The following is a 24,559-nucleotide window of genomic DNA, read 5'->3' on the forward strand; positions in this document are numbered from 1 at the left end:
GCTGGGTGACCGGACGGAAGCCCGGAGTGATCTACTGCGCAGCCAGCACGTCGACGACGAAGCGCAGCGGCCCGGCCGGACGGCCGCCCGCGGCGTCGTTGCCGTACGCCAGCTCGGCCGGGAGGTCCAGCTGGACCCGGCTGCCCACCGGCACGCCGACCAGGCCCTGGTCCCAGCCCTTGATGACCTGGCCCACGCCGATCTGGAAGGTGGCCGGCTGGCCGCTGTCCCAGGACGCGTCGAACTGCTTGCCGTCCTTGTAGAACACGCCCACGTAGTTCGTGGTGATGTTCTGCCCGGCCTTCACCGCCGGGCCGGTGCCCTTGACCAGGGTGGTGACGGTGAGCTTCTTCAGCTCGCCGGTACCGGCCTGCACTGTCGGCTTGGTCTTCAGCGCCGGGTCGAAACCGGCGGGCAGCTCCGGAGCGGGCGCCGCGGTGGGCTCGGCCGGCGCGGTGGGGCTGGCCGAGGAGCCGGCGGTGGACGTCTTGTCGTCGTCCCCGCTGTTCAGCCAGACCAGACCGCCGACCAGGGCCACCACCGCGAGCACGCCGACCGCCGCGCCGAGGATCGACTGCCGGCGGCGACGCGCCTCGGCTGCCTTCTTCTCGGCCAGCTGGGCGGCCAGCCGCCGCTGTGCCTTGGTGGCCGGGGCCTGGCCCGCCGACCGGTTCTCCACACGCTCGCTCACGTCGACTCCCTGCAGGGTGGGTGGGTGCGCCCCCGGCGGGCCGCCGCCGAGGCCAGCGCACACGGTACCCGCCCGGAGCCCCAGCGTGCCCATACGGCCGCCACGATCCGGACACGATGCCCGATACGGGGGCACCGCACGGGGTACGTTCCGACCATGGCGATCCTCAGCGAAGAAGACCTGGCCCTGCTCGGCGAGCCGCAGCTCGCGCACGTGGCGACGATCGAGGCCGACGGCACCCCGCACGTCACCCCGGTCTGGGTAGACACCGACGGCGAGCACATCGTGTTCAACACGGCCAAGGGCCGGCAGAAGTACCTGAACATGTCCCGCAACCCGGTGATCGCGGTGTCGGTGGCGGACAAGGCCGACGACTTCCGCACGCTCTGGATCAAGGGCACCGTCGAGTTCGTCACCGAAGGCGCCGACGAGCACATCGACCGGATGGCGAAGAAGTACCTCGGCCAGGACACCTACCCCTGGCGCCGCCCCGGCGAGGAGCGCGTCATCGTCCGCGTCACCCCCACCGAGAAGCTCGGCCGCGGCTGAACGGCGGAGCCCCGCCCGCCACCGGGGGCGGGGCGAATCGCCGTACGCGTCAGGCGGTCTTCTTCTTCGCGGGCGTCTTCTTGGCGGCGGTCTTCTTGGCCGGTTCGGCCTTCTTCGCCGCCGTCTTCTTCGCGGGCGCCTTCTTGGCAGTGGTCTTCTTCGCAGGTTCGGCCTTCTTCGCCGGCGCCTTCTTCGCGGCCTTCTTCGCCGAGCGGGCCGACGAGATCGGCGTCGGCTCGGCGCCGCCACCGGACGGCGCCTCGCCCCGGGCCGCCCGGGCCCGCTCCACCGACGCCTTCAGCGCGGCCATCAGGTCCACGGCGGCGGCCGGAGCGGCCTCTTCCTCCTCCGGCTGCACCACCTCGCGGCCCTCGACCTTCGCGTCGATGACCTCCTGCAACGCGGCCCGGTAGTCGTCGGTGAACGCGTCCGGCTCGAACTCCCCGGCCATCGAGTCGATCAGTGAGCTGGCCATCGCCAGCTCCGGCGGGCGTACCTTCAGGTCCTCGTCCAGGAAACCGAAGTCGGGCCGGCGGATCTCGTCCGGCCACAGCATGGTGTTGAGCAGCAGCACGCCCTCGCGGACGCGCAGCGTGGCCAACTGCTCCCGCTGGCGCAGCGCCACCTTGACGATCGCCACCCGCTCCGAGTCGGACAGCGCGTCACGCAGCAGCACGTACGGCTTGGTCGCCGAGCCCTCCGGCTCCAGGAAGTACGCCTTGTTGTAGAGGATCGGGTCGACCTGCTCGGCCGGTACGAACTCCAGTACGTCGATCGCGTGCGACGTGCTCAACGGCAGGTCGGCGAAGTCCTCGTCGGTGAGGATCACCATCTCGCCGCCGCCGATGTCGTACCCCTTGGCGATGTCGTCGTAGGTGACCTCCTCGCCGCAGACCGAGCAGGTGCGCTTGTAGCGGATCCGGCCGCCGTCCTCACGGTGCACCTGGTGGAAACGGATGTCCTTCTCCTCGGTGGCCGAGTAGACCTTCACCCCGATCGACACCAGGCCGAACGACACCGCTCCTTTCCAGATCGCCCGCATTCCCGCGCTCCTCTCCCCGGTTGACAACCAGAATCGCAAACGATCGAACGGGACGCACGCGCTTCCGTGCGCAACTACAGTCAGGAGGTGCCCGGCGCGCCGTTGAAGCCGATGCTCGCGACGACCGGGCAGCTCCCGGCCGGCGCCGCCTGGTCGTACGAGTTCAAATGGGACGGCGTCCGCGCGCTCGCCGACATCTCGCGCGGCGACAGGCACTTCTACGCCCGCTCCGGCGTCGAGATCACCACCGCGTACCCGGAACTGCTCAACCTGGCCGAGCAGGTCGGCGACGCGCTGCTCGACGGCGAGGTCGTCCTCTTCACCGACGGGCAGCCCTCGTTCACCGCGCTCGCCGAGCGGATGCACGTCCGCAACCCGGCCAAGGCGGCGCGGCTGGCGGCGACAGTACCCGTCACGTACATGATCTTCGACCTGTTGCGGCTCGACGGCGTCGACCTGACCGCCCGGCCGTGGCGGGAGCGGCGGGCGGCGCTGGAGTCGCTCGGGCTCGGCGCCGCCCGGTGGGCGGTGCCGCCGGTCTTCGGCGACGGCCCGGCCACCTACGCGGCGGCCGGCGAGCACGGGCTGGAGGGGGTGATGGCCAAACGGGTCGACTCGCTCTACCGGCCCGGCGTGCGGTCGCCGGACTGGGTGAAGGTCAAGCTGGAGGTCACCGCCGACTTCGTGGTCGGCGGCTGGCGGCCCGGCGCGCGGCGCGTCGGCGGCCTGCTGGTCGGCGTGCCCGGCCCGGACGGTCGGCTGATCTACCGGGGGCGGGTCGGCGGCGGGATCGGCGCGGCGATCGAACGGGAACTGCTGCGCGAGCTGGAACCGCTGCGCGCCACCGACTCGCCGTTCGCCGCCGGTGTGCCGCGCGAGGATGCCCGGGGCGCGATCTGGGTAACTCCCCGGATCGTGGTGGAGGTCAAGTACGGCCAGCGCACGCCGGACGGCCGGCTGCGCTTCCCGCGCATCCTGCGCCTGCGCCCGGACAAGCCGCCCGAGGAGGTCGACGATGCCGTCTGACCGGTTCAAGGTCGAGGTCGAGGGGCGCTCGCTGGAGTTGTCCAACCTGGACAAGGTGCTGTTCCCGAAGGCCGGCTTCACCAAGGGCGAGGTGATCGACTACTACACCCGGATCGCCTCCGTGCTGCTGCCGCACCTGTGCGACCGCGCGCTGACCCGGATCCGGTTCCCCAACGGCGTCGACGGCGGCTCGTTCTTCGAGAAGAACGCACCCGCCGCGACCCCCGGTTGGGTACGTACCGAGAACCTGCCCGCCCCCGGGTCGACGAAGGGGCGGGAGACCATCGACTACGTGGTCTGCGACGAACTCCCGACGCTCGTGTGGCTGGCCAACCTGGCCGCGCTGGAGTTGCACACTCCGCAGTGGAAGATCGGTGCCCACCCGGACATGATGGTCGTCGACCTGGACCCGGGCGCCCCCGCGGCGCTCAGGCAGTGTTGCCAGGTGGCGGTGCTGATGCGCGACCGGTTGGCTTCCGACGGGATCTCCTCGTTCCCCAAGACGTCGGGGAAGAAGGGCATGCAGCTCTGCTGCCCGATCGCCGGTACGCAGGACGCCGAGATCGTCTCCGACTACGCCAAGCGCATCGCGCAGGAGCTGGAGCAGGAGCACCCGAAGCTGATCGTGTCGAAGATGGCGAAGAACCTGCGCCCCGGCAAGGTCTTCATCGACTGGAGTCAGAACAACGCCGCGAAGACGACTGTGGCGCCGTACTCGCTGCGGGCCCAGTCGGTGCCCTCGGTGTCCACGCCGCTGACCTGGGACGAGGTGGAGGCCGGGGCGGCGGGGAAGCGGCCGTCGACGCGGCCGTACACCGCTGGGGAGGTGCTCAAGCGGGTGGAGAAGCAGGGCGACCTGCTGGCGCCGCTGCTCGACGGCGGTCCCGAACTGCCGTGACCCGCCACCACGCGCCGCCCATCAGCAGCAGCACGATCACGCTGATCGCCACGTCACCCACCAGCGCCGCCGCCGGGCTCGCCGGGGCATAGGTCGGCACGGTGTACGCGAGCGCCGCGGCGACGACCAGGCCGGCCGAACCGGTGGCGAGCACGTGCCGCTGCCCCCAGCCGGGTCGCCGGGACCAGCGCGTCAGCAGGGCGGCGGCGATCCCGGCGAGTGCGAGGGCGAGCACCACTCCCGGCCATCCCGGGGCGATCGTGGAACCCACGTACGCCGCCGCCACGACCAGCGCGGGCCGGAGCGGCCGGGGCGGGCCGGCTTCGGTTTGCGGTCGGCCTGCGGGCGTCGGCGCGTCGGGCGTCGGCGCGTCGGGCGTCGGCGCGTCGGGCGTCGGCGCGTCGGGCGGTGGCCCGGCGTGCCGGTGGCGGAGCAGGGCGGCGGTGATGAGGGCCAGTGCCACGCCGGTGGCGACCGCCAACTGGACCGGCGAGGCCAGGAAGTTCTTGCGGCCACCGTCGTCGGCGAACACCAGCAGGCTGCCGCCGAGCCAGAGCAGCGCCGCCGCGGTCAGCCCCGGTCGGCCCAGCCAGGGCCGCGCCCGGCGGCCCGCACCGAGGTACGACTCGACGAGCGCGATCGGCGCGCAGACGGTCAGCACCACATGGTTGCCCACGTAGTCGACTGCCTGCCTCGCGCTGAACCCGAGACCGGGCACCAGCGTGGCCTCCGCCGCGGCCCGGGTGTCGGCGAACTCGGTGTCGTCCAGGAACCCCGGATTGAACAACGACTGGTCGACCAGGCCGGCCTGGATCACGCCGAACGCGGCGGCGAGCAGCGCGATCCCCGGCCAGCCGAGCCCGAACCGCCGGGCCGTCTCGCGGATCAGCAGCGCGGCCCCGCCGTACATCGGGGCGAGCACCAGCACCACGAACGGCATGCCGGTGAGGGTGAAGCCGCCCCAGGAGCACTCGGCGGTCCACGGGGCGAGCAGTAGCAGCGCGATCGCCGGCACCAGCCGCCGGCGCGGGGGTTCGGTCGTCATGCCCGCACGGTCCCGCAGCCACCCGGCCCCTCGATACGGCCGCCGGACGACCGGGTCCGCGACCAAAGTCGACGGTCGCGGACCGGTGGGCCCGGCTAGAGCGCGAACAGCAGCGCGGCGTCGAGGAGGACGACCACGGCGGTGGCGAAGTGGATGCCGAAGGCGGTCGCCCGGGAGCCGCCGTGCCGCAGCACGATGAGGGTGTCGCCCAGCGGGGCGAGTGCGACGACCAGCATGAACCAGGCGACGGCGTCGGCGCTGGTGAAGGCGATCAGGGCGAGGCCGACCAGGCCGTAGGTGAGGTCACGCAGCCCTTTGATCGTGAGGTACGCGGGATCTCCCGTGCCCTCCGCGGCCGGGACGCCGTAGCCGGCGGCGGCGGCTCGGGGAACGAGGAGGAAGCGCGCGCCGATCAGGACGATGAAGAGGCTGAGGACGATGGCGAGCCCGTAGGCGACGGGGGTGAGCATGCCGACTCCAAGATTCTAGCGCTGCTAGGGATGAGAGCGAAGCTAGCAGAGCGCCGATAGATTGGCTAGCGGTGCTAGAGTGCTGGTCATGTCGATTCAGGCGCGCCGGGAGCGGGAGCGGGCGGAACGCGAACGGGCGATCATCACCGCCGCCCGGGACCTCGCCGAGTCGGAGGGCTGGGACGCGGTCACCACCCGCCGCCTCGCCGCCGAGATCGAGTACAGCCAGCCCGTCCTCTACAGCCACTTCAAGGGCAAGGACGCCATCATGGCGGCCGTCGCTCTGGAGGGCTGCGCCGAACTGGCAGTCGAACTCGCCGCCGCCCGGGCCGCCGCCACCGACCCGCGGGCCGCGGTGGCCGCCATCGCCACGGCGTACGCCGCGTTCGCCGAACGCCGGCCCGCGCTCTACGACGCGATCTTCACCCTCCCCGTCGCCCTCTCCTTCGCCAGCCAGGACACACCCGTCGAGCTGGTCCGGGCCTTCGCCGAACTGGCCGAGACGCTGCGCCCGTTCACCGGCGACGACGACCTGGAGACGTTCACCGAGACGTTCTGGAGCGCGCTGCACGGCCAGGTCACGCTGATGCGCGGCGGCCGTCTGCGGCGGGACGAACACGAGCGGCGGTTGGCCCTCCTGGTCGACCGGTTCGCCCGGCTAGGGTGAGCTGACCGCCAGGGAGGAGTACATCCGATGGCCACCCGCGCACCCGCCGCCGTCGCGACCGACGAGCCACTGCTGACCTATCTCGACGACGCCACCGGCGAGCGAACCGAGCTGACCGGGCCGCAGTTGGGCCGGTGGGCGGCCCGTAGTGCCGGGCTGCTGCGCGACGGGTGCGGGCTGCGCCCCGGTGACCGGGTGGCGGTGCTGCTGCCGCCGCACTGGCGTACCGCGGCGGTGCTGATCGGCGCCTGGTCGATCGGGCTGACCGTGTCGTTCCGTCCCCGCGCGCTGGCCGGGCTGCCGGTGCTCGAACCCGGCGCGGACCGGCCCTACGACGCGGTGTTCGTGACCCCGGAACGCCTCGACGACTGGCTGGAGGACGTGCCCGAGGGGACGCACCGCTACCTGGTGGGCACCGGGCCGGGCCCGCTCGACGAGGTTCCGCCGGGCTGGCTGGACTGGTCGGCCGAGGTGCTGCGGCACCCGACCGACCCGCCGGACTACACCGCCGTCGACCCGTCCGACCCGGCCACGCCGGACGGCACCAGCTTCGGCGCGTGGCGGCGCCTGGCCGCCGAGATCGCCACCCAGATGAACCTGCACCAAGGTGATCGCCTCGTGATCGACCCGACCGAGGACGAGCAGCCCCTGAAGTGGCTGCTGGCCCCGTTGTCCGCTGGCGCCACAGTCCTGATCCACGCCACCCCCACCCCCACCCCCTAGCCCCTCCCTCCCCGCCCGCGCCGCGCCTACCGCCCTCGCTCTCGTCGATCTTGCGGTTTCGGCCCTCCTGATGCCCGGGCTGCGGCTTTTGTCAGGGCAGCAACTGCATGATCAACGGGGTGGTGGGGCGCTTCCGTCGATCTTGGAGTTGTGGCGCCCAGATGGTCGGATTGACGGCATTCGTGAGGTGCCACAACTCCAAGATCGCGGAGGGTGCTTCCGAGATCTCGGCCGATCCCTGTCGGTGGGGCGTCTGTCTCAAGGTGGGTGGCCCGGAGGGCCGGGTGGGTGGGGAAACTGGTTGACCGTGGGGGACGGGGTGGGGCCTACTTCGTCGGTGTGCTGGACCGTGGGGGTCGGGCGGGGTGGCGGGAGCGGGCGTGGACGGGACGGATGCGTTGGTCTGGCGGGAGTTCGGCGAGGACGACCTGCCCGCGTTGACCGGCCTGGCGCAGGCGTGCCTCGCCACTGACGGCGGGTTGCCGCTGTTCGGGCGTACCCCGTTGGCGCGGGCGCGGCTGCTCCAGACGCGTACCCACGGCGCCTGGTCCGGCGACGACCTGGTCGCGGCCGTCGGGGTCGGCACCGGGCGGACGCCCGCCACCGCCACCGGCCTCGTGCACCCGGCGTGGCGCGGGCGCGGGCTCGGCGGCGCGCTGCTGGACCGGGCGGAGAAGCAGGCGGAAGGTGCGGGCCTGCTGGTCACCACGGAGACGTGGACCGCTGGCGCGGAGGAGTTGTTCGCGGCGCGTGGTTACACGCGGACGTTCCTGGAGTGGGTGCTGCGGCACGACCTCGACGCGCTGCCCGAGGTCGCCGCGCCGGACGGCGTGACTGTGGAGCCTGCGACGCTGGGACCGGAGTTGTTCGCCACCTACCGCGCGTCGTTCGCCGACCGGCCCGGATTCGTCGAGCCGGAGGCCGCCGAGTGGCTGGGCGACCTGCGTGACGACGAGGACTTCCGCCCGGAGCTGACGCTGCTCGCACGCGGCCCGGACGGTGGGCCGGCCGGCTTCGTGACCGTGCTCGACAACTGGATCGACCAGGTTGGCGTGGTACCCGGGTGGCGCGGGCGGCGGGTCGGCGCGTACCTGGTGGCGCGCGTGCTGCGTGGCCTCGCCGACGCGGGCGCGGACGCCGCGTGGCTCTGCGTCAACGACGACAACCCGGCCGCCGGGCTGTACCGGCGGCTCGGCTTCCGCGACTTCGGCCGCCGCGCCCGCTATCTGCATGGCTGACCCGACGCGGGAGGCGATTCTGCGGGCCCTCGCCGACCTGTGGGCGAACGGCTGCCCGGTGCCCGCGCCCGAACTCCGCGAACGGCTCGCCGACGTCGGTCTGCGCCGGTGGCGCAGCGTCGCCCGCCGGCACCGGGGGCGGCGGCTCGGCCCGGACGACCGGCTCAGAGATCTGGTACGCGGACTGGTCGCCGCGTTCGAGCCGGACCCCAAGCTGGTCGGGCCGCTGGTGCGTGACTACGAGTGCGTGGCGCGCGCCATCGCCGACGCCGTGACATCGACCGAGCCGCCGGGGGCTGTTGCGGACGCCCGGTGACGTGGTCTCATGGCGGAACGACGACGTCATCGATCCGCAGCTTTGACAACCTCGCGTCGGTACTCCTTTCATGCCTCTCGAAAGGTGCAACGATGCACAGGAAACCGACGATCCACCTGGCAGTGCTCGTCGCTGCCGCCGCCACCTTCCTGACCGCCGGAGGAGCCTCCGCCACGACCGCACCCGTGGCCGCCTCTCCCGCGGTCGCCGCGTGCGAGCCGGGCGCCGACACACACAGCGCCGCCCGGGTACGCGAGGGCGCCACCGCCAAGGAGCCCGAGCTCTACTCGACGAACGAGGCCAAGGCGTACGGCGTCATCAAGGACTCGCCGCGCCTGGCGAACGGCAGCGTCACAGTGCCGACGATCTTCCACATGATCTCGGACCACGAGCTGAGCGCGGCCGAGAAGGCCCGTTGGAACACGCTCATCTCGGCGCAGATGACTGTGCTGAACGACTCGTTCGCGGGTCGTACCGCGGCCGACGCGTCGGACACGCCGTTCCGCTTCTCGCTCGTGGACACCACGTGGACCGTCAACAGCTCCTGGTACACGGTGGTGCCGGGCAAGAGCGAGCGGGGCATGAAGAAGGCGCTCTACACCGGCGACTCCCGCACGCTGAACGTCTACGCGGCGAACATCGGTGACGGGCTGCTCGGCTGGGCGTACTTCCCGAAGGGCTACAACAACGGCCGCGACTACATCGACGGCGTGGTGATGCTCGACGAGTCGATGCCGGGCGGCACGGCCGGCAAGTACGCGCTCGGTGACACGCTCACGCACGAGGTCGGGCACTGGCTGATGCTGGAGCACACGTTCGCGCACGGCTGCTCCGCGTCCGGCGACTTCGTGGCCGACACCCCGCGTGAGGCGGCGCCGCAGTTCAACTGCCCGATCGGGGCGGACACCTGCACCGCGCCGGGCCTCGACCCGATCCACAACTTCATGGACTACACGCAGGACTCCTGCATGAACATGTTCACCCCGGGCCAGGCCGACCGGATGAGCGACGCCTGGGTCGCGTTCCGCGCCGGCGGACGAGGCTGACCGCGAGACCGGGCGGGCCGTGACGACGCGGTCCGCCCGGTCGACCGGAGCCCACCCGAATCGGCGTACTCAGATGTCGTCCCTTCTCGATACCCTCATGCGACTCGACGGCGATGCACGCCGTTGTCCAACGGGGGGAGGGGCATCGTCGTGCGCGCACAAAGAATGCTCGCCGCGTCACTGGGCATTGTGCTCGGTGCCGGCCTGATCAGTGTCGACACCGCTCCGGCGCAGGCCTACGAGCATCGGACCACCGGCAAGTCCGGCTGGGCCTACACGGATTCGCAACAGCCGAGGAAGTCGTTCGTCAACACGGACGGGGACGCGCCGGTCGGCGCCTGGACGGACGCGACCGGCACGAAGCACAAGTCCCGGTCCTACTTCACCTTCGACATCTCGCGTTTCCGCGGGACCGTCGTCCACAAGGCGGACCTGGTCGTCGCGGAGCGCTCCGCGGCGGACTGCGCGACCGCCCAGCCGGTCGAGCTGTGGCGTACCGACCCGATCACCGCGACCACGAGCTGGGCGTCGAGCCCGCGTCGTCGCGAGCTGCTCGGCACGGTGCAGGCCGGCGGGGAGGCAGCCTGCCCCGGCTATCTGGCGTGGGACATCATGCCCGCCCTCCAGAAGCTCGCGGATCAGGGCAAGCAGACGCTCACCGTCGAGATCCGGGTGCCGCACGGCTCCGAGGGCAAGCTCTCCCACGGCCGTAAGCTCCGCCCGTTCCCGGTGATCAACAGCGAGGCGAACCACGCGCCGACGGTCGGGCAGATCGGGATCGACTTCCCGGCCTGGGCCTGCGGGACCAAGACCGAGCCGCAGCCGGTGGGGCCGCGCAACCACGGCCTGATGGTCAAGGGCGCGGACGCGGACAGCAACGACGCCAACTACCGGGGGCAGTTCGCGGCATGGCCGGTCGGCCACGAGGACCAGCGCGCCGAGCAGTTCGGCTACAGCTACGGCGGCGCCCTCTCGAAGCTCGACTGGGACATGTCGCAGTACCCGCACGGGACCGTGGTGGCCTGGACCGCCCGCGCCTACGACGATCACGACTTCTCGCCGTGGGCCGAGCCGTGCTACGTCAAGGTGGACGCGCAGCGACCCGCCGCCCCCGTGGTGACCTCGGAGAAGTACCCGAACGACGGCCTGCCGCACGGCGGGGCGGGAGTGCCGGGGACGTTCACGTTCAAGGCCAACGGCTCGCCGGACGTGGTCGGCTACTACTGGGGGCGCTTCGGCGACGCGTACAACTACATCCCCGCGCCCGCGCCCGGTGCGGACGTGACCCTCGAATACACCCCGACCTCGTTCTCCGACTCGCTGAGCGTGCGCAGTGTGGACAGCGCGTCGAACTCGTCCGAGACGGTCCGCTACGAGTTCTGGGTGAAGTCGACTGCGCCGGAGGTGCAGGTGACGATGGCCGGCATCGGGCTGCCCAGCAAGCTGGCCGTGTCGACGAATGTGGAGGGGGTCACCGAGTTCGGCTACCGGATCGGTGCCGGCGGTGAGACCAGGGTGCCGGTGAACCCCGACGGCCCGACCGAGATCCCGGTGACGTTCGCCGAGGCGGGCCTCGTCAAGGTCGAGGTACGCAGCTACGTCGGCAGCGAGTTCGTCGGCGGGTACACCGAGAACGTGTCGGTCCGCGACCTGCCGACCGTGGAGTCGGCCGACTTCTCCTTCCCCGAGCACGACGGCGTGGTGGACCGTCCCGGCAGCTTCACGTTCCGGCCCGGCCGGACCGCTGTCGTGGCGTACGAGTACTCGTTCGGTGACGGCAATCTGCTGCGCGTCGACGCGGCCGCGGACGGCACCGCGGTGCTGCACTGGACGCCCACCGAGCCGGGCTGGTACGCGCTGACCGTGCGGAGCGTCAGCGCCGACGGCACGGTCTCGGAGACGCAGGAGCACCAGTTCAACGTCATCGACACCAAGCCGTCCGTCTACTCCAGCACCTACTACGAGTACGGCGCCTGGGGCGGTGTCGGCATGCCGGGTGAGTTCCAGTTCGACACCGTGATGCCCGACGTCGACGCCTACGTCTACCGCCTCAACGACGGGCCCGAGCAGGTCGTGGACACGGACTCCAGCTGGACCCGGGTGATCCTCACGCCGGACCGCTCCGGCAGCAACACGCTGACGGTGCGTACCCGGTTCCTGGACGGCTCCTTCTCGCCGACGCGGACGTACACCTTCGAGGTCAGCGACGCGCCTGTGGTGACGTCGAGCGACTACCCGGAGAACGACTCGGCGGGTCAGCCCGGCCAGACCGGCCGGTTCACCTTCAACCCCGGCCGTCCCGGCGTGACGGAGTACCGCTACGTCCTGGAGTACAGCGGCGAGGAGCAGGTGGTTGCCGCCGGCGCGGACGGCCGGGCGACCATCGAGATCACGCCGACGCACTCCGGCTACACGCTGCTGACGGTCACCAGCCGGACGGCCGACGGCACGGTCAGCCCGGAGCGCCGGTACTACTTCCGGGTCCGTGAGCCGCGGGTCAACGTCAGCAGCGCGTACGACGAGTACAGCCCGCGTGGCGGGGTCGGGTCGGTCGGCACGTTCGGGGTGTACACCGAGATCAGCGAGGTGACGACCTTCGAGTACCAGCTCAACGGCGGCGCCTGGCAGAGCGTGCCGAAGAAGCCTGATGCGTTTGTCACGGACATCACCGTGACGATGGACCGCAACGGCGCGAACCTCATCTCGGTGCGGGGCCGTACCGCCTCGGGCGACCAGACGCCGCAGACCGACCACCCGTTCCTGGTCGGCACGGCGCCGCTCGTCGCGTCGGGCACCTACCCGGCCGGTCAGTGGTCCGGCGGTGTGGGGGTGGCCGGTGAGTTCACCTTCACGCAGGGCAGCCCGGGTGTGACCGAGTTCGAGTACGCAGTCGACGACGGGCAGCCGGTGACAGTGGCCGCGAACGCCGCCGGAGTCGCCACGGCGACCTTCACACCGACCTCGGCCGGCTCGTACACCATGCGGGTGCGCGGCCGGACCGCCGACGGGGTGTGGACCGACACGACGAGCTACTACTTCCTGGTCAACTACTCCTGACCCGGTCGTGACGGTGGGCCGCCCGGAAGGGGCGGCCCACCGGTCGCTCAGTCGACTGTGGGCAGCGACGGCCCGAGCACGTCGTCGGCGTCCACGATGGTGTACGCGTACCCCTGCTCGGCCAGGAACCGCTGCCGGTGCGCGGCGTACTCGGTGTCGATGGTGTCCCGGGAGACCACCGTGTAGAAGTGCGCCTGCCGGCCGTCGGCCTTCGGGCGCAGCACCCGGCCCAGCCGTTGCGCCTCCTCCTGCCGGGAGCCGAACGTGCCGGACACCTGGATCGCCACCGCCGCCTCCGGCAGGTCGATGGAGAAGTTCCCGACCTTGGAGATGACCAGGGTGCGGATCTCGCCGGAGCGGAACGCGTCGAACAGCCGCTCGCGCTCCTTGTTCGTGGTGGAGCCCTGCACGATCGGCGCGTCCAGGTATTCGCCGAGCTGGTGCAGCTGGTCGAGGAACCCACCGATGACGAGGACCTGCTCGGACGGGTGCCGGTCCACCAGGGCCCGCACCACAGGCAGCTTCGTGCGGGCGGTGGCCGCCATCCGGTAGCGCTCCTCCGCCTCCGCCGTCGCGTACGCCAGCCGCTCGGCGTCGGTGAGCGTCACCCGCACCTCGGTGCACTCCGCCGGGGCGATCCAGCCCTGCTGCTCGATGTCCTTCCACGGCGCGTCGTACCGCTTCGGGCCGATCAGGCTGAACACGTCGCCCTCCCGGCCGTCCTCGCGTACCAGAGTCGCGGTGAGGCCGAGCCGGCGGCGGGCCTGGAGGTCCGCCGTGAAGCGGAAGATCGGTGCGGGCAGCAGGTGCACCTCGTCGTAGACGACCAGGCCCCAGTCGCGGGCGCCGAACAGGTCCAGGTGGGTGAACGCGCCGCCGCGCCGTGAGGTGAGCACCTGGTACGTGGCGATGGTGACCGGGCGGATCTCCTTGCGCTCGCCCGAGTACTCGCCGATCTCCTCCTCGGTCAGCGACGTGCGGGCGATCAGCTCCCGCTTCCACTGCCGTCCCGCCACCGTGTTGGTGACCAGGATCAGCGTGGTCGCCTTCGCCTCGGCCATCGCCGCCGCCCCGACGAGCGTCTTGCCGGCGCCGCAGGGCAGCACCACCACGCCGGACCCGCCGGCCCAGAACGCCTCGACCGCCTCCCGCTGGTACGACCGCAGCGTCCACGGCTTGCCGCCGTCCTTGCCGGACTCGGCCAGCTCGATCGGGTGCGCCTCGCCGTCCACGTACCCGGCGAGGTCCTCGGCCGGCCAGCCCAGCTTGAGCAGCGCCTGCTTGAGCCGCCCCCGCTCGGACGGGTGCACCGCGACGGTGTCGTCGTCGAGCTTCGCGCCGAGCATGCCGGCGAGCTTCTTGCTCTTGGCGACCTCGATCAGCACCACCCGGTCGAGCGCGCGCAGCACCAGGCCGTGCACCGGGTCGTTGGCGAGCTGGAGCCGGCCGTACCGGTCCATCGTCTCGGCCACGTCGACGAGCAGTCCGTGCGGCACCGGGTAGCGCGAATACTTGATCAGCGAGTCGACCACGCCCTCGGCGTCGTGGCCGGCGGCCCGGGCGTTCCACAGGCCAAGCGGCGTGAGCCGGTAGGTGTGCACGTGCTCGGGGGAGCGTTCCAGCTCGGCGAACGGCGCGATCGCCATCCGGCACGCCTGCGCGTCGGGGTGATCCACCTCCAGCAGCAGCGTCTTGTCCGACTGCACGATCAGTGGTCCACCGCTCACGCCAGCGTCCTCTCGCATCGCCCGGAACCCGCTGCCCGGAAACTCGTCGCCCGGAACCCGGTCGCCCGGCATCCCGTCCGCACCCCGGCTGACCTGCCGCAGGCCGACCATCCAGTGTTGCACGCCGGAGGGCGCCGCAAAAAAGTCTCGCTGGACAGGCAACGTCATACTCGTCCCACACGTCTAGCAAGCGGGACAACTGTCCAGGGAGGGCCCATGCAGCGTGTCCGGTTTCTCGCCCGGGTCACCGCCCTGGCGGTGGTCGTGCTGGTCGGTGTCGGCGCCTGTGCGCTCGATCCGCAGGCGGAAGGCGCCGGGGGGAGCACCCCCGGCCCGGTCGGGCTGACGGAGGGAGCATCGGGGGCGAGCGCGTCGCCCACGCCGGATCAGCCGGTCACGTCCCCGTCGGCGCAGTCGAGCCGGACGGCCTCGCCGAAACCCTCCCGGTCGCCGGAGGCGACGAAGACGACGAAGCCCAAGCCGAAGCCGAGCGCGTCCGCCGGGTGCCCGCAGGGGGAGCACCAGCGGGCCGTGGAGACGTACCTGACCAGGCTGGGCGGCTTCGGGACGCTGACCGTGGACGGCGAGCAGTCCGCCGCCGACTGCGCGGCGATCAAGAAGTTCCAGATCCGGTACGGGATCAGCCCGTCCTCCGGTCGCGCCGGCCCCACCACGTACGACGTGGCGAAGCGGCTCGCCGCCACCGACACCGCGCGGTGCAGGGCCGGTTCCCGGCTCACCTTCTGCGTCGACCTGACCCGGCAGACGGTCTGGGCGATGCGCGGCGGCACTGTGGTGATGGGCCCGACAGTCACCCGCACCGGCATGTCCGGCTACGCCACCCCGGCCGGCACGTACTCGGTGGGCCGGAAGAACCCGCGCGAGTGGTCGAACCCGTACGAGGTGTGGCTGCCGTACTGGCAGCAGTTCAACGGCGGGATCGGCTTCCACGAGACCACCACCTACCTGCACAACGGCGCGATCGGCTCGCACGGCTGCGTCAACCTGCTGCACCGTGACGCGGTACGCCTCTGGGAGCTGGGCTCGGTCGGCACCCGCGTGGTCGTGATCGGCCGCCGCCCCGGCACCTGAGCCCGGAACCCGTCCCACCCGTGACCGGACCGCCCGGATCAGGGTTTTAACCCCTGTCCGCGCGGTCCGGTTGGTGTAACCCTGGAAGCCGGGTCCATGCCGGGACGGGGAGGGACTGCCATGACCGTTGACCAGGACGTGCTTCCCGAGGACGAACGGACGCGGCAGCAGGAGGTGCCCACGGCGGTCGTGCTCGCCTACGCGGCCGCCGCGGCGGGGGTGTTCGGCTGGTTCCTGTTCGGGCTGCTGGTGCAGCAGCAGGGCTTCGTCGACTCGGTGGGCGAGTCGGCCGGTGCGGCGTTCGCGTTGCTGCTGGCCGTGTCGGTGATCGGCACGCTGCGCCGCAACGGGGAGTAGCTCACTCCTCCAGCACCGCCGCAGTGATCCGGTGCAGCGCGAACGTGTGCAGCATCTCCGTCCGGTCGTCCTCGGCGCGCAGGTAGCCGGCGCCGATCGACACCGGCCGGACCAGCCGGGACGCGGTCGCCCCGTGCGCGTCGACGTAGCCGACCCAGACCAGCGCCTTGTCCCGTACCGCCTGCTGGAGCACCGCCAGCGCGTCGCCGTGCCCGGACACGGGCGCGGGACCGCCGGCCGCCGGGGCGCCGCGGACCACCGCCGGGGCCCGCCGCGCCGCCCGGGCCGCCGCCTCGCCCCGGCGGATCTGCTCCACCACGCCGAGCAGGCGGGGCATCGGCAGCTTCGGCGTGGCGAGCGGGTCGACCGCACGGCCGATCGCGGTACGCGCCGGCGCCCGCCGGGTCTTCGGCCGCGCCAGCACAGTCGCTCCGCTGGCGTCCTCCGGCACCGGGGCGTACCCGGCGTCGCGCAGCGCGGTGAGCATCCGGTTGACCTGGTACGGGGTGACCAGCACCGTGGGCGCGAGCCGGCGGAACGCCAGCGGCTCCAGTCGCCGGTCCGCCTGCACCTCGCTGAGCAGCGTCTCGTCGTCGCTGCGCACGTACGCGCCGGCCGACCCGACGCGCAGCCCGCCGTGCTTGCGGGCCGCGTCGTCGACCAGATAGGTCAGGCCCTGCGGCACCGGGGTACGCGAGCGGCGGCGGAACAGCGCGTGCAGGTCGTCGGCGGTGTAGCCGGCGTCGAGCGCCCGCCTGATGCTCGCCGTGGTGACCCGGTGCACGCTGGCTCCGCCCGCCGACTCGTGCTCGGCCACCACGTCCAGTTCGGCGGCGAGCGCCGGGTCGGGCGGGCCGGGCACCACCACTGTCAGGTCGGCCTGCACCAGCACGTGGTCGACCGGGGCGGGCAGCAGCCCGTCCAGCGCCCGTACTGTCGTCGACGCGTCGCCCGACTCGGCGTCGGAGCGCAGCCCGAGCGGGTCGTCACCGCGCTCGTCGGCCTCGGTCAGCTCGGCGAGCAGCAGCCGCCCGTACGAGGTGAGCGCATTGAGCCCGGTCACGCCCAGCGTGGCGGCCTCGGCGAGCACCTCCCGGTGCGCCGTCTCCCGCCCCCGGGCCCGCCGCGGCGCGCGCCAGTCCAGCAGTTCCAGCACCTCGTCGGTGGTCGGGGCGGTGCCGGGTGGCAGGTCGGCCAGCACGGCGAGCACCGCACGCCGGGCGGCCGGCGCCCCTGCTCGTTCCGCCTCGGCGGAGAGCACCGAGATGGGCCGGTCCCGGTCGTCGCGCTGCCCGATCAGGCCGGCCTGGCGGGGCATCGACATCCAGGCGCGGGCGAGCTGCTCCCAGCGCTGGGCCAGCGACACCGCGCGCCACACCTCGTATCCGCCGGTGGGCAGGATCTGCTGGTCGCCGCCGTACCGGGTGGTGGCCGCGCCGGTCAGCTCCATCTCGCCGGTCAGCCCGGCCGCGTACGCCACCTCGAACAGCAGCGCGGTGGTCGGCTCGTCCAGCCCGAGGCCACGAGCGAGCCGCCGCAGGTCGCGTACGCCGACGCCGCCGGAGCGCAGGACCGGTGCCGGTTCGGCGGTCAGCGCCTCCAGCATCGCCTCGGTGTGCCGGACCACCTCCATGGTCTGCCCGGCGCCGGCCGAGTCGACGGACTTCACCTCGCGCGGCGGGCCGGACACCACCGGCGGGCTGGTGCGCAGCGGGCCGAGCGGACCGGCGTCGCGGCGCAGCACCAGCCCCACCTCGCGGGGCAGCTCGACGGTGCCGTTGCGGCCGCCGGACATCCGGACCAGGAGCCGGTGCTCGACCAGCCAGCGGATCGGCGAGCCGGTCGGCGCGCCGCCGTTCACCAGGTCGGGCGGGAGCACGTCCTCGGCGCCGGTGGCGGGGGCCTCCAGCGCGCCGGGGGCCACGGTCCCGACCGGCGGCCCGGCGGCGAGCCGGTCCAGGACCGCCCGGGCCGAGGGCGGCGCGGACAGCAGCGTCCGCCGCAGTTTCGCCGGGTCCGCGCAGAGCGCCGCCGCGCGCGGGTCCAGCTCCGCCGCCGGCCGGCCCAGCCCCGCCGGGTACGGGGACACCTCGTCGATGCCGCCGGCCACGCACAGGTCGTGCTCGGGGCCGTACAGCAGGAACCGGGCCCGGAGCCGGTCGACGGCGGCGCGGACCGCTGTCGGGGCGGGCGGCTGCGGCCCGGCGGTGGCCATGGCGAGGATCTGGTCGGTGGAGGTGGCGCCCTCGGGACCGCGGGTGAGCCGGGCGGCGTCGAGGATCTGGAGGGTGAACTGGTCCAGCCCGTCGAGCGCCCGGGCCACGGAGACCCGGGACTGGGCGCGCAGGGCGAGGGCGGACACGTCGGCCGGCACCGGCACGACGAGGTCCGGCCGCAGCTGGAGCAGGGCGGCAAGCGACTCGTCGGGGAGGGCCCGCAGGTGGTCGGCGAGTGAGGTGGTCATCGTCGTACCACGCTAGCCCGCTGGGTAGGTTCTCGGCATGTCTCCGCTGATGGTCGGCTTCGACCTCGACATGACCCTGGTCGACTCCCGGCCCGGGATCGCCGCCGCGTTCCGGGCGCTCACCGCGCGCACGGGCGTGCACGTGGACGGGGAACTGGCCGTCTCCCGGCTGGGCCCGCCGCTGCGTACCGAGCTGGCGCACTGGTTCCCGCCGGAGCGCGTCGAGGAGGCGGTGACGCTCTACCGGGAGCTGTATCCGGCGTACGCGATCACGCCGACCGTGCCGATGCCGGGTGCGGAGGCCGCGCTGCGCGCGGTGCAGGCGCGCGGCGGGCGGACGATGGTGGTGACCGCGAAGATGGGCCGGCTGGCGAAGCTGCACCTGGACCACCTCGGGCTACCGGTGGACGAGCTGGCCGGGGACGTGTTCGCCGAGCAGAAGGCGGTCGCGTTGCGCGAGCACGGCGCGACGCTCTACGTGGGCGACCACGTGGCCGACATGGCCGCCGCGCGAGCCGCGGGAATCCCGGGCGTGGCAGTGGCGACCGGCCCGTGCTCGGCCGACGAACTGATCGAGGCCGGGGCGTACCTGGTGCTTGATGATCTCGTCGAATTCCCGAGGGCGCTGGACCGGATCATCGGGCTAGCCTTGGAGGGGTAGACGGTTCGAGTGGAGCGGGGTTCAACAGGTGCCGACGGGTCGAGTGAAGTGGTACGACGCCGCCAAGGGGTACGGGTTCGTCACCAGTGACGAGGGTGGCGACGTGTTCCTGCCGAAGGGCGCGCTACCGGCGGGTGTCGCCGACCTGAAGGGTGGCCAGCGGGTCGATTTCAGCGTGGTCGACAGCCGGCGGGGCGCCCAGGCGATGGGGGTCAAGCTGCTGGAGGCGCCGCCGTCCGTGGCGGAGCTGCGCCGCCGGCCGGCCGAGGAACTCCACGGCCTGGTCGAAGACATGATCAAGGTGCTGGAGGCGAAGGTCCAGCCGGACCTGCGCCGGGGTCGCTTCCCGGATCGGAAGACCGCGCAGAAGATCGCTCAGCTGGTCCACGCGGTGGCGCGCGAGCTGGAGGTCTGAGGGACGAGCCCGGCGTCGGCGGCCCGGCCCAGCAGCGCCTCCACGGCGGCGAAGCCGGCCTCTCCCAGGTCGGCGGTGAACTCGTTGACGTAGAGGCCGATGTGCCGGTCCACCACGTCGGGCTCCATCTCCTGAGCGTGCGTAAGGACGTACTCGCGGCTGGCCTCCGGGTCGGCCCACGCCTGGCGTACCGACTCGCGGATCCATGCGGCGGCGTCGACCGGGTCGACGGCGCCCCGGCGGGCCAGGATCGCGCCGAGCGGGATCGGCAGCCCGGTGTCGCCCTCCCACCACTCGCCCAGGTCGACCAGGGCGGTCAGCCCGTGCCGCGGGTAGGTGAAGCGCGCCTCGTGGATGACCAGGCCCGCGTCGTACCGGCCGGCGGCCACGCCCGGCATGATCTCGTGGAACGGCACCACCTCGATCCGCGCCGGTGCCTGGTCGGCCGCCCAGAGGCGGAACAGCAGGTACGCGGTGGTCCGCTCGCCGGGCACCGCCACCGTCGCGCCGGACAGGTCGGTCCGGTCGCCACGGGTCAGCACCAGCGGCCCGCAGCCCCGGCCCAGCGCGCCGCCGCAGGGCAGCAGGTGGTAGTCGTCGAGCAGCCAGGGCAGCGCCGCGTAGCTGACCTTCACCAGGTCGAACGCGCCCCGCTCGGCGGCGGTGTTCGTGACGTCGACGTCCGCGTAGGTCACCTCGACCGCCGGCGCGCCCGGCACCCGGCCGTGCACGAGGGCGTCGAAGACGAACGTGTCGTTGGGGCAGGGGGAGATCGCCAGGGAGAGCGCCACGGTCCCACCGTAACCCCGGCGGCCGGGCGGCCCGTCACCCCGTCCGGTGTGACGTCCAGCCGTTCCGGTGCAGCCGCTCGATGCCGTCGAGCAGCAGGTCCAGCGCGAATTCGAACTCGAACTGGTCGTCGCAGCCCGGGCCGACCACCGAGTCGTCGTCGTGGGACGCGGCGGTGGCGATGGCCGCGAGGTGCGGGAACCGGGCGGCCGCCTCCGGCGGCAGGTCCGCCGGCGGGTCGGCGCTCGTCGCGCCGGACCGGCCCGCCTGCCGGGAGGTGTCGAACAGCTCCTGGCTGAAGCCCAGCACGCGGCTGCCCAGCGCGTGCATGACGTGGTGGGCCAGGTCGGTGGAGAACCCGCCCGCCCGCAGCGCGCCCACTGTCGAGTCGAGGTACGCGAGGACGGCCGGCGTGGGCGTGGTCCGGGACTCGATCGCCAGCGACGCCCACGGGTGGCGGAGCAGCATCTGCCGCGCCGACAGGATGCGCCGGCGGATCGCCTGCTTCCAGTCGCCGGCCGCCGGCGGGTCGATCTCCGCGACGACGATGTCGATCATGCCGTCGAGCAGTTCGTCCTTGTTCGCCACGTGCTTGTAGAGGGCCATCGGCACGACGCCCAGGTCCTGCGCGAGGTTGCGCATGCTCAGCGACTCGATGCCGGTCCGGTCGGCGAGCACGACTGCGGTACGCAGGACGCGATCCCTGGTCAGGGGTGTCCGGCGCACCGTCTCCGTCTGCTCCGCCATGTCGTCCCCAGTCCTCCCGAAGGCCGTTGACACAGTAACCGTCTTGACTGGTGTACGGCGTACACCTAGCCTTGTCCCATGATGGTGTACGCCGTACACCTGGGAGGGAGTGGCGACATGAAGGCGATCGTCCAGGAGCGGTACGGCCCCCCGGAGACACTCGTGCTCGCCGACGTCGAGACGCCCGCGCCCGGCCCCGGCGACGTCCTCGTCCGGGTCGAGGCCGCCGCGTTGAACGCGTACGACTGGCACGTCATGCGCGGCGACCCCCGGCTGTCGCGGCTGGCGCTCGGCCTCGCGCGGCCCCGCGCCCGCATCCGTGGCCGGGACTTCGCCGGCCGGGTCGAGGCCGTCGGCGCCCAGGTGCGGCAGGTACGCCCCGGCGACACCGTCTTCGGTGACCTCGGCGAGGCCGACGGCGCGTTCGCCGAGTACGTGTGCGTGCCCGAGCACCTGGTCGCGCCGCGGCCGGCGAACCTGACGGCGGCGCAGGCGGCAGCACTGCCGCTGGCGGGCGTCACCGCGCTCCAGGGCCTGCGCGACGCCGGGCAGGTCCGGCCCGGCCACCGCGTCCTGATCAACGGGGCCTCCGGCGGCGTCGGCACGCTCGCCGTCCAGTTGGCGAAGGCACTCGGCGCGACTGTGACAGGCGTGTGCCGCACCCGCAACGTCGAGCTGGTCCGTTCCCTGGGCGCCGACCACGTGGTCGACTACACCCGCGACGACTTCACCCGCGACGGGCGCCGCCACGACGTGGTGTTCGACCTGGTCGGCAACCGCCCCCTGACCGCGTTGCGGCGGGCGCTCACGCCGGACGGGACGCTCGTGCTCTCCGGTGGCGGCGTCTACCGGGGCGGCAGCCTGCTCGGCCCGATCGGGCTGCTGGCGCGCGGACGGCTGCTCGCGCCGGTCGTCAGGCAGCGCGTCGTCGTCCTCGCCACGTCACCCGGCCGGGCCCACCTCGACGTGCTGCGCGAGCACGCCGAGGCGGGCCGGCTCACGCCTGTGGTCGACCGGACGCATCCGCTGCGCGAGGTGCCCGAGGCCGTCCGCTACCTCGAAACCGAGCACGCGCGAGCCAAGGTCGTCATCACGATCTGAGCCCGCCGTCCCCAGCCCGGCGACTTATCCACAGGGTTGTCCACAGGTGGATGGATCACTTAAGGGCGGCCGCCGCGGCGGTGAGCGCGGCGAACGCCTCCCGCATCCGCCACGCGCTCCGGTCACGCGGTCCGATCGGGTTGGAGACGGTGCGCAGCTCGGCGAAGGGCACACCGGCCTGGGCGGCGGCGACCGCCACGCCGTACCCCTCCATCGCCTCGGCCACCGCGTCCGGGTGCCGTTCGGCGAGGGCCGCCGTGCTCGCGGCGGTGCCGGTCACCGTGCTGACGGTGAGCACGGTGCCGACGGTGGCTGCGGGCAGCGCGGCGCGCAGACGGGCCAGCAGGCCCGGATCGGCGAGCACGATCCGGCCGCCGCCGAGTAGTTCGGGAGGCATGCCCAGGTCCTCGACCGGGATGAACCCGGCCGGTGACTCGGCACCGAGGTCGGCGGCGACGCTGCGGTCGGCGAGCACCGTGCCGCCCACCGCGACCCGGCCGACGAACCCTCCGGCGATGCCGGCGCTGACCACCGCCCGGTACGGCCGCCCGGCCGCCTCGGCCAGCGCCAGCAGCCGTGCCGTGGCGGCCCCGGCGACGGCCGGGCCGACCCCGACCGGCAGCACCGTCACGTCCGGCGGTGCAGTCCCGTCCGGCGATGCAGTCCCGTCCGGCGGCGTCGTCCCGTTCGGCGCTGCCGGTGCGGTGAGGCCGGCACGGATCGCCTCGGCCTCGGCCGGTACGGCCGTGACCACGAGCAGACCGGTCACGCCACCGGCCCCCGGGGGTCGCGCCGCTCGGTGTCCTCGACGCCGCCCGGCCCGCCCACCGAGGAGGACGGCCGGTAGATGTGGAAGCCGGGCGGGGCCAGCCCGTCGTCGTCCGGCGGTGGGCTGGAGCGCTGGGGCGCCGGTGACGTGGGCGCCGGGTCGTCGAACGAGGTGGTGGCCGGTTTCTCGGCGCGGGTCGCCTGCTCCGCCGCCAGTTCCTCGTCGCCGAGCGGCCGGCCGGCCAGGTGCTCACCGCGCAGCTTGCCGGCGACCAGCACGCCGCGTACGGCCACCAGCGCGGCCACCGCGGCGGCGACGGTCACGCCGATCAGGCCGGTGAACGGCACCAGCCCGAGCCCGCCCCCGGCCACGAACGCGAGCATCAGCGCGGTCTCCGAGTGCGCGAACGAGCTGGCGCGCAGCCGCTCCGGGATGCGTTCCTGGATCGAGGCGTCCACCGCCAGCTTGGCGATCCCGCTCATCATCGCCGCGACCAGGCACAGCAGCGCCACCATGGGCAGCGAGAACTTCAGCGCGGCGAGCACGGCCACACCGGCCACCACGATCGTGCCGCTGGACTGGAGCGCTGTCGGCCGGTGGATGCGCAGACGGGTGCCGAGCGCGGTGGCCAGGAACGTGCCGACCGCCAGCGCGCCGCCGACCAGACCCAGCGCGCCCTGGGCGCCGAGGTCGCGGCCGAAGAAGTCGGTGGTCAGGTCACCGGCCTTGATCGCGAAGGCCAGGAACAGCAGCAGGAAGCCGTAGAGCCCGCGTAGCGCCGCCGCGCCGATCAGCGTGGCGATCACCAGCCGGCCACTGGGACGACCCCGGCCCAGCGGGCGCTCGCCGTCGCGGCGGCGCAGCGCGCGCAGCGGGTGCGGCATCCGCTCCGGCGGCTCGGAGTCGGCCTTCGGCGGCAGCCGGAGCGAGATCACCATGCCGATCAGGAAGATCACCGAGGCGACCCGCAGCGGCCACTGCGGCCCGAACCAGAACGCGGCCAGGCCGATCGGTGCGACGAGTGCGCCGGCCACCGTGCCGTAGACGCTCGCGCGCGCCCCGACCTGGGACAGCCCCAGCCCTTCCGGGAGAAGCCGGGGGACCGCCGCCGAGCGGGCCACCCCGTACGCCCGGGAGAGCGCGAGCACGCCGAACGCCGCCGGGTAGAGCCCGAAGCCGCCGATGTAGTCGGAGATCAACCAGGCCAGGAACGCCCGGCCCAGCATGGTGGTGGCCAGCGCGTACCGCCGGCCGTGGCGGAAGTGGTCGAGCAGCGGGCCGACCACCGGGGCGAGCATGGCGAACGGGACCATCGTCACCAGCAGGTAGAGGGCCACCTTGTTGCGCGCCTCGCCCAGCGGCACGTCGAAGAAGATCGTCCCGGCCAGGCCGATCGCGATGAGCGTGTCACCGGCGCAGGAGAGCGCGTGCAGGTCGAACAGGCGGACCATGCCCACCTCGTTGCCGGCGCTGCGGGCCCGGGCCGTGCCGGCACGCCGGGTCATCCAGCGCCCGCCGTGCAGCGAGCCCCGCAGCAGCAGCCGGGTGGCGCGGATGCCGGTGCCGACGGTCCGCCCGAGAAAGGAGCGGCCGGAGCGGGAGGACAGCGCCATGCGTCCCATCCTCGCCCATTCTCTCCGCGTGTGCCGCATCACCCGGAGAGAATGAC

The 24,559-nt window shown here is 72.9% G+C and carries 24 protein-coding genes; 14 read left to right on the forward strand and 10 right to left on the reverse strand.

Going from position 1 to position 24,559, the window contains the following annotated elements:
* Positions 1–31: 31 nt before the first annotated feature.
* The gene (locus FB454_RS12775; RefSeq protein ID WP_013473608.1) at positions 32–784 is read right to left on the reverse strand and encodes an FKBP-type peptidyl-prolyl cis-trans isomerase; all 753 of its coding nucleotides are present in this window, start codon (positions 782–784) and stop codon (positions 32–34) included.
* Between the two features lie 63 nt (positions 785–847).
* Here FB454_RS12775 and FB454_RS12780 point away from each other — a divergent pair, with 63 nt between their 5' ends.
* Positions 848–1,240 (forward strand): PPOX class F420-dependent oxidoreductase, encoded by a 393-nt coding sequence (locus FB454_RS12780; protein ID WP_145822976.1) that lies wholly within the window; start codon positions 848–850, stop codon positions 1,238–1,240.
* Between the two features lie 49 nt (positions 1,241–1,289).
* Here the strand turns inward: FB454_RS12780 and ku are convergent, their stop codons facing one another.
* Entirely contained in the window at positions 1,290–2,282 is a 993-nt protein-coding gene (ku, locus tag FB454_RS12785) for a non-homologous end joining protein Ku (protein WP_013473609.1), read from the reverse strand.
* A gap of 87 nt (positions 2,283–2,369) precedes the next feature.
* Here ku and ligD (FB454_RS12790) point away from each other — a divergent pair, with 87 nt between their 5' ends.
* On the forward strand, positions 2,370–3,308 hold the full coding sequence (ligD, locus tag FB454_RS12790) for a non-homologous end-joining DNA ligase (RefSeq protein ID WP_145822998.1): 939 nt from the start codon (positions 2,370–2,372) through the stop codon (positions 3,306–3,308).
* The gene (gene ligD / locus FB454_RS12795; protein WP_145822977.1) at positions 3,298–4,206 is read left to right on the forward strand and encodes a non-homologous end-joining DNA ligase; all 909 of its coding nucleotides are present in this window, start codon (positions 3,298–3,300) and stop codon (positions 4,204–4,206) included. Before ligD (FB454_RS12790) ends, ligD (FB454_RS12795) begins: the two co-directional genes overlap by 11 nt.
* Here ligD (FB454_RS12795) and FB454_RS12800 read toward each other — a convergent pair.
* Both FB454_RS12800 and FB454_RS12805 read right to left on the reverse strand, forming a co-directional pair.
* Positions 4,139–5,251 carry a hypothetical protein gene (locus tag FB454_RS12800; RefSeq protein ID WP_145822978.1) on the reverse strand — a complete coding sequence of 371 codons (1,113 nt, stop codon included), beginning with the start codon at positions 5,249–5,251 and terminating at the stop codon, positions 4,139–4,141. The two genes, ligD (FB454_RS12795) and FB454_RS12800, sit on opposite strands and share 68 nt — an antisense overlap.
* A gap of 95 nt (positions 5,252–5,346) precedes the next feature.
* Positions 5,347–5,721, reverse strand: a complete 375-nt coding sequence (locus FB454_RS12805; RefSeq protein ID WP_091330339.1) for a DUF4267 domain-containing protein — start codon at positions 5,719–5,721, stop codon at positions 5,347–5,349.
* 88 nt (positions 5,722–5,809) lie between these two features.
* Here FB454_RS12805 and FB454_RS12810 point away from each other — a divergent pair, with 88 nt between their 5' ends.
* From FB454_RS12810 to FB454_RS12835, 6 genes are all read left to right on the forward strand, one after another.
* Entirely contained in the window at positions 5,810–6,388 is a 579-nt protein-coding gene (locus FB454_RS12810; protein WP_013473613.1) for a TetR/AcrR family transcriptional regulator, read from the forward strand.
* Between the two features lie 27 nt (positions 6,389–6,415).
* Complete coding sequence (locus FB454_RS12815) at positions 6,416–7,111, forward strand: TIGR03089 family protein (RefSeq protein ID WP_013283695.1); 696 nt, start codon at positions 6,416–6,418, stop codon at positions 7,109–7,111.
* Positions 7,112–7,491: 380 nt separating this feature from the next.
* Positions 7,492–8,349 (forward strand): GNAT family N-acetyltransferase, encoded by an 858-nt coding sequence (locus FB454_RS12820; protein WP_145822979.1) that lies wholly within the window; start codon positions 7,492–7,494, stop codon positions 8,347–8,349.
* Positions 8,342–8,665 carry a hypothetical protein gene (locus FB454_RS12825; RefSeq protein ID WP_091330336.1) on the forward strand — a complete coding sequence of 108 codons (324 nt, stop codon included), beginning with the start codon at positions 8,342–8,344 and terminating at the stop codon, positions 8,663–8,665. Before FB454_RS12820 ends, FB454_RS12825 begins: the two co-directional genes overlap by 8 nt.
* Positions 8,666–8,757: 92 nt before the next feature.
* Positions 8,758–9,711 (forward strand): zinc metalloprotease, encoded by a 954-nt coding sequence (locus FB454_RS12830; RefSeq protein WP_145822980.1) that lies wholly within the window; start codon positions 8,758–8,760, stop codon positions 9,709–9,711.
* Between the two features lie 150 nt (positions 9,712–9,861).
* Positions 9,862–12,768 carry a hypothetical protein gene (locus tag FB454_RS12835; RefSeq protein ID WP_145822981.1) on the forward strand — a complete coding sequence of 969 codons (2,907 nt, stop codon included), beginning with the start codon at positions 9,862–9,864 and terminating at the stop codon, positions 12,766–12,768.
* 47 nt (positions 12,769–12,815) lie between these two features.
* Here FB454_RS12835 and FB454_RS12840 read toward each other — a convergent pair whose 3' ends face one another.
* Positions 12,816–14,495, reverse strand: a complete 1,680-nt coding sequence (locus FB454_RS12840) for a DNA repair helicase XPB (protein WP_041784416.1) — start codon at positions 14,493–14,495, stop codon at positions 12,816–12,818.
* 216 nt (positions 14,496–14,711) lie between these two features.
* On the opposite strand from FB454_RS12840, the gene FB454_RS12845 reads away from it, so the two are divergent.
* Positions 14,712–15,587, forward strand: coding sequence for a L,D-transpeptidase family protein (locus FB454_RS12845; protein ID WP_145822982.1), 876 nt, complete (start codon positions 14,712–14,714; stop codon positions 15,585–15,587).
* A gap of 120 nt (positions 15,588–15,707) precedes the next feature.
* Entirely contained in the window at positions 15,708–15,944 is a 237-nt protein-coding gene (locus tag FB454_RS12850; protein WP_013283702.1) for a hypothetical protein, read from the forward strand.
* Between the two features lies 1 nt (position 15,945).
* On the opposite strand, the gene FB454_RS12855 is transcribed toward FB454_RS12850, so the two are convergent.
* A complete protein-coding gene (locus tag FB454_RS12855; protein WP_013473737.1) occupies positions 15,946–18,408 on the reverse strand; it encodes a helicase-associated domain-containing protein in 2,463 nt (820 codons plus the stop codon).
* 37 nt (positions 18,409–18,445) lie between these two features.
* Here FB454_RS12855 and FB454_RS12860 point away from each other — a divergent pair, with 37 nt between their 5' ends.
* Together FB454_RS12860 and FB454_RS12865 are read left to right on the forward strand one after the other, a co-directional pair.
* Positions 18,446–19,069: an HAD hydrolase-like protein gene (locus tag FB454_RS12860; RefSeq protein WP_145822983.1), complete on the forward strand. Its 624-nt coding sequence runs from the start codon at positions 18,446–18,448 to the stop codon at positions 19,067–19,069.
* Between the two features lie 28 nt (positions 19,070–19,097).
* A complete protein-coding gene (locus FB454_RS12865) occupies positions 19,098–19,484 on the forward strand; it encodes a cold-shock protein (RefSeq protein WP_026267952.1) in 387 nt (128 codons plus the stop codon).
* Here the strand turns inward: FB454_RS12865 and FB454_RS12870 are convergent.
* Both FB454_RS12870 and FB454_RS12875 read right to left on the reverse strand, forming a co-directional pair.
* Positions 19,445–20,275 carry a 1,4-dihydroxy-6-naphtoate synthase gene (locus tag FB454_RS12870; protein ID WP_013283706.1) on the reverse strand — a complete coding sequence of 277 codons (831 nt, stop codon included), beginning with the start codon at positions 20,273–20,275 and terminating at the stop codon, positions 19,445–19,447. The two genes, FB454_RS12865 and FB454_RS12870, sit on opposite strands and share 40 nt — an antisense overlap.
* Before the next feature lie 34 nt (positions 20,276–20,309).
* Positions 20,310–21,020, reverse strand: a complete 711-nt coding sequence (locus tag FB454_RS12875) for a TetR/AcrR family transcriptional regulator (RefSeq protein WP_145822984.1) — start codon at positions 21,018–21,020, stop codon at positions 20,310–20,312.
* 117 nt (positions 21,021–21,137) lie between these two features.
* Here FB454_RS12875 and FB454_RS12880 point away from each other — a divergent pair, with 117 nt between their 5' ends.
* Positions 21,138–22,121, forward strand: coding sequence for an NAD(P)-dependent alcohol dehydrogenase (locus tag FB454_RS12880; RefSeq protein ID WP_071097017.1), 984 nt, complete (start codon positions 21,138–21,140; stop codon positions 22,119–22,121).
* A 55-nt stretch (positions 22,122–22,176) separates the two neighbouring features.
* Here the strand turns inward: FB454_RS12880 and FB454_RS12885 are convergent, their stop codons facing one another.
* On the reverse strand, positions 22,177–22,890 hold the full coding sequence (locus tag FB454_RS12885; RefSeq protein WP_145822985.1) for a futalosine hydrolase: 714 nt from the start codon (positions 22,888–22,890) through the stop codon (positions 22,177–22,179).
* Positions 22,887–24,503, reverse strand: a complete 1,617-nt coding sequence (locus tag FB454_RS12890) for an MFS transporter (protein WP_145822986.1) — start codon at positions 24,501–24,503, stop codon at positions 22,887–22,889. The genes FB454_RS12885 and FB454_RS12890 overlap by 4 nt, the downstream gene beginning before the upstream one ends.
* Between the last annotated feature and the right edge of the window lie 56 nt (positions 24,504–24,559).

Source organism: Micromonospora sp. CNZ297 (assembly GCF_007827625.1).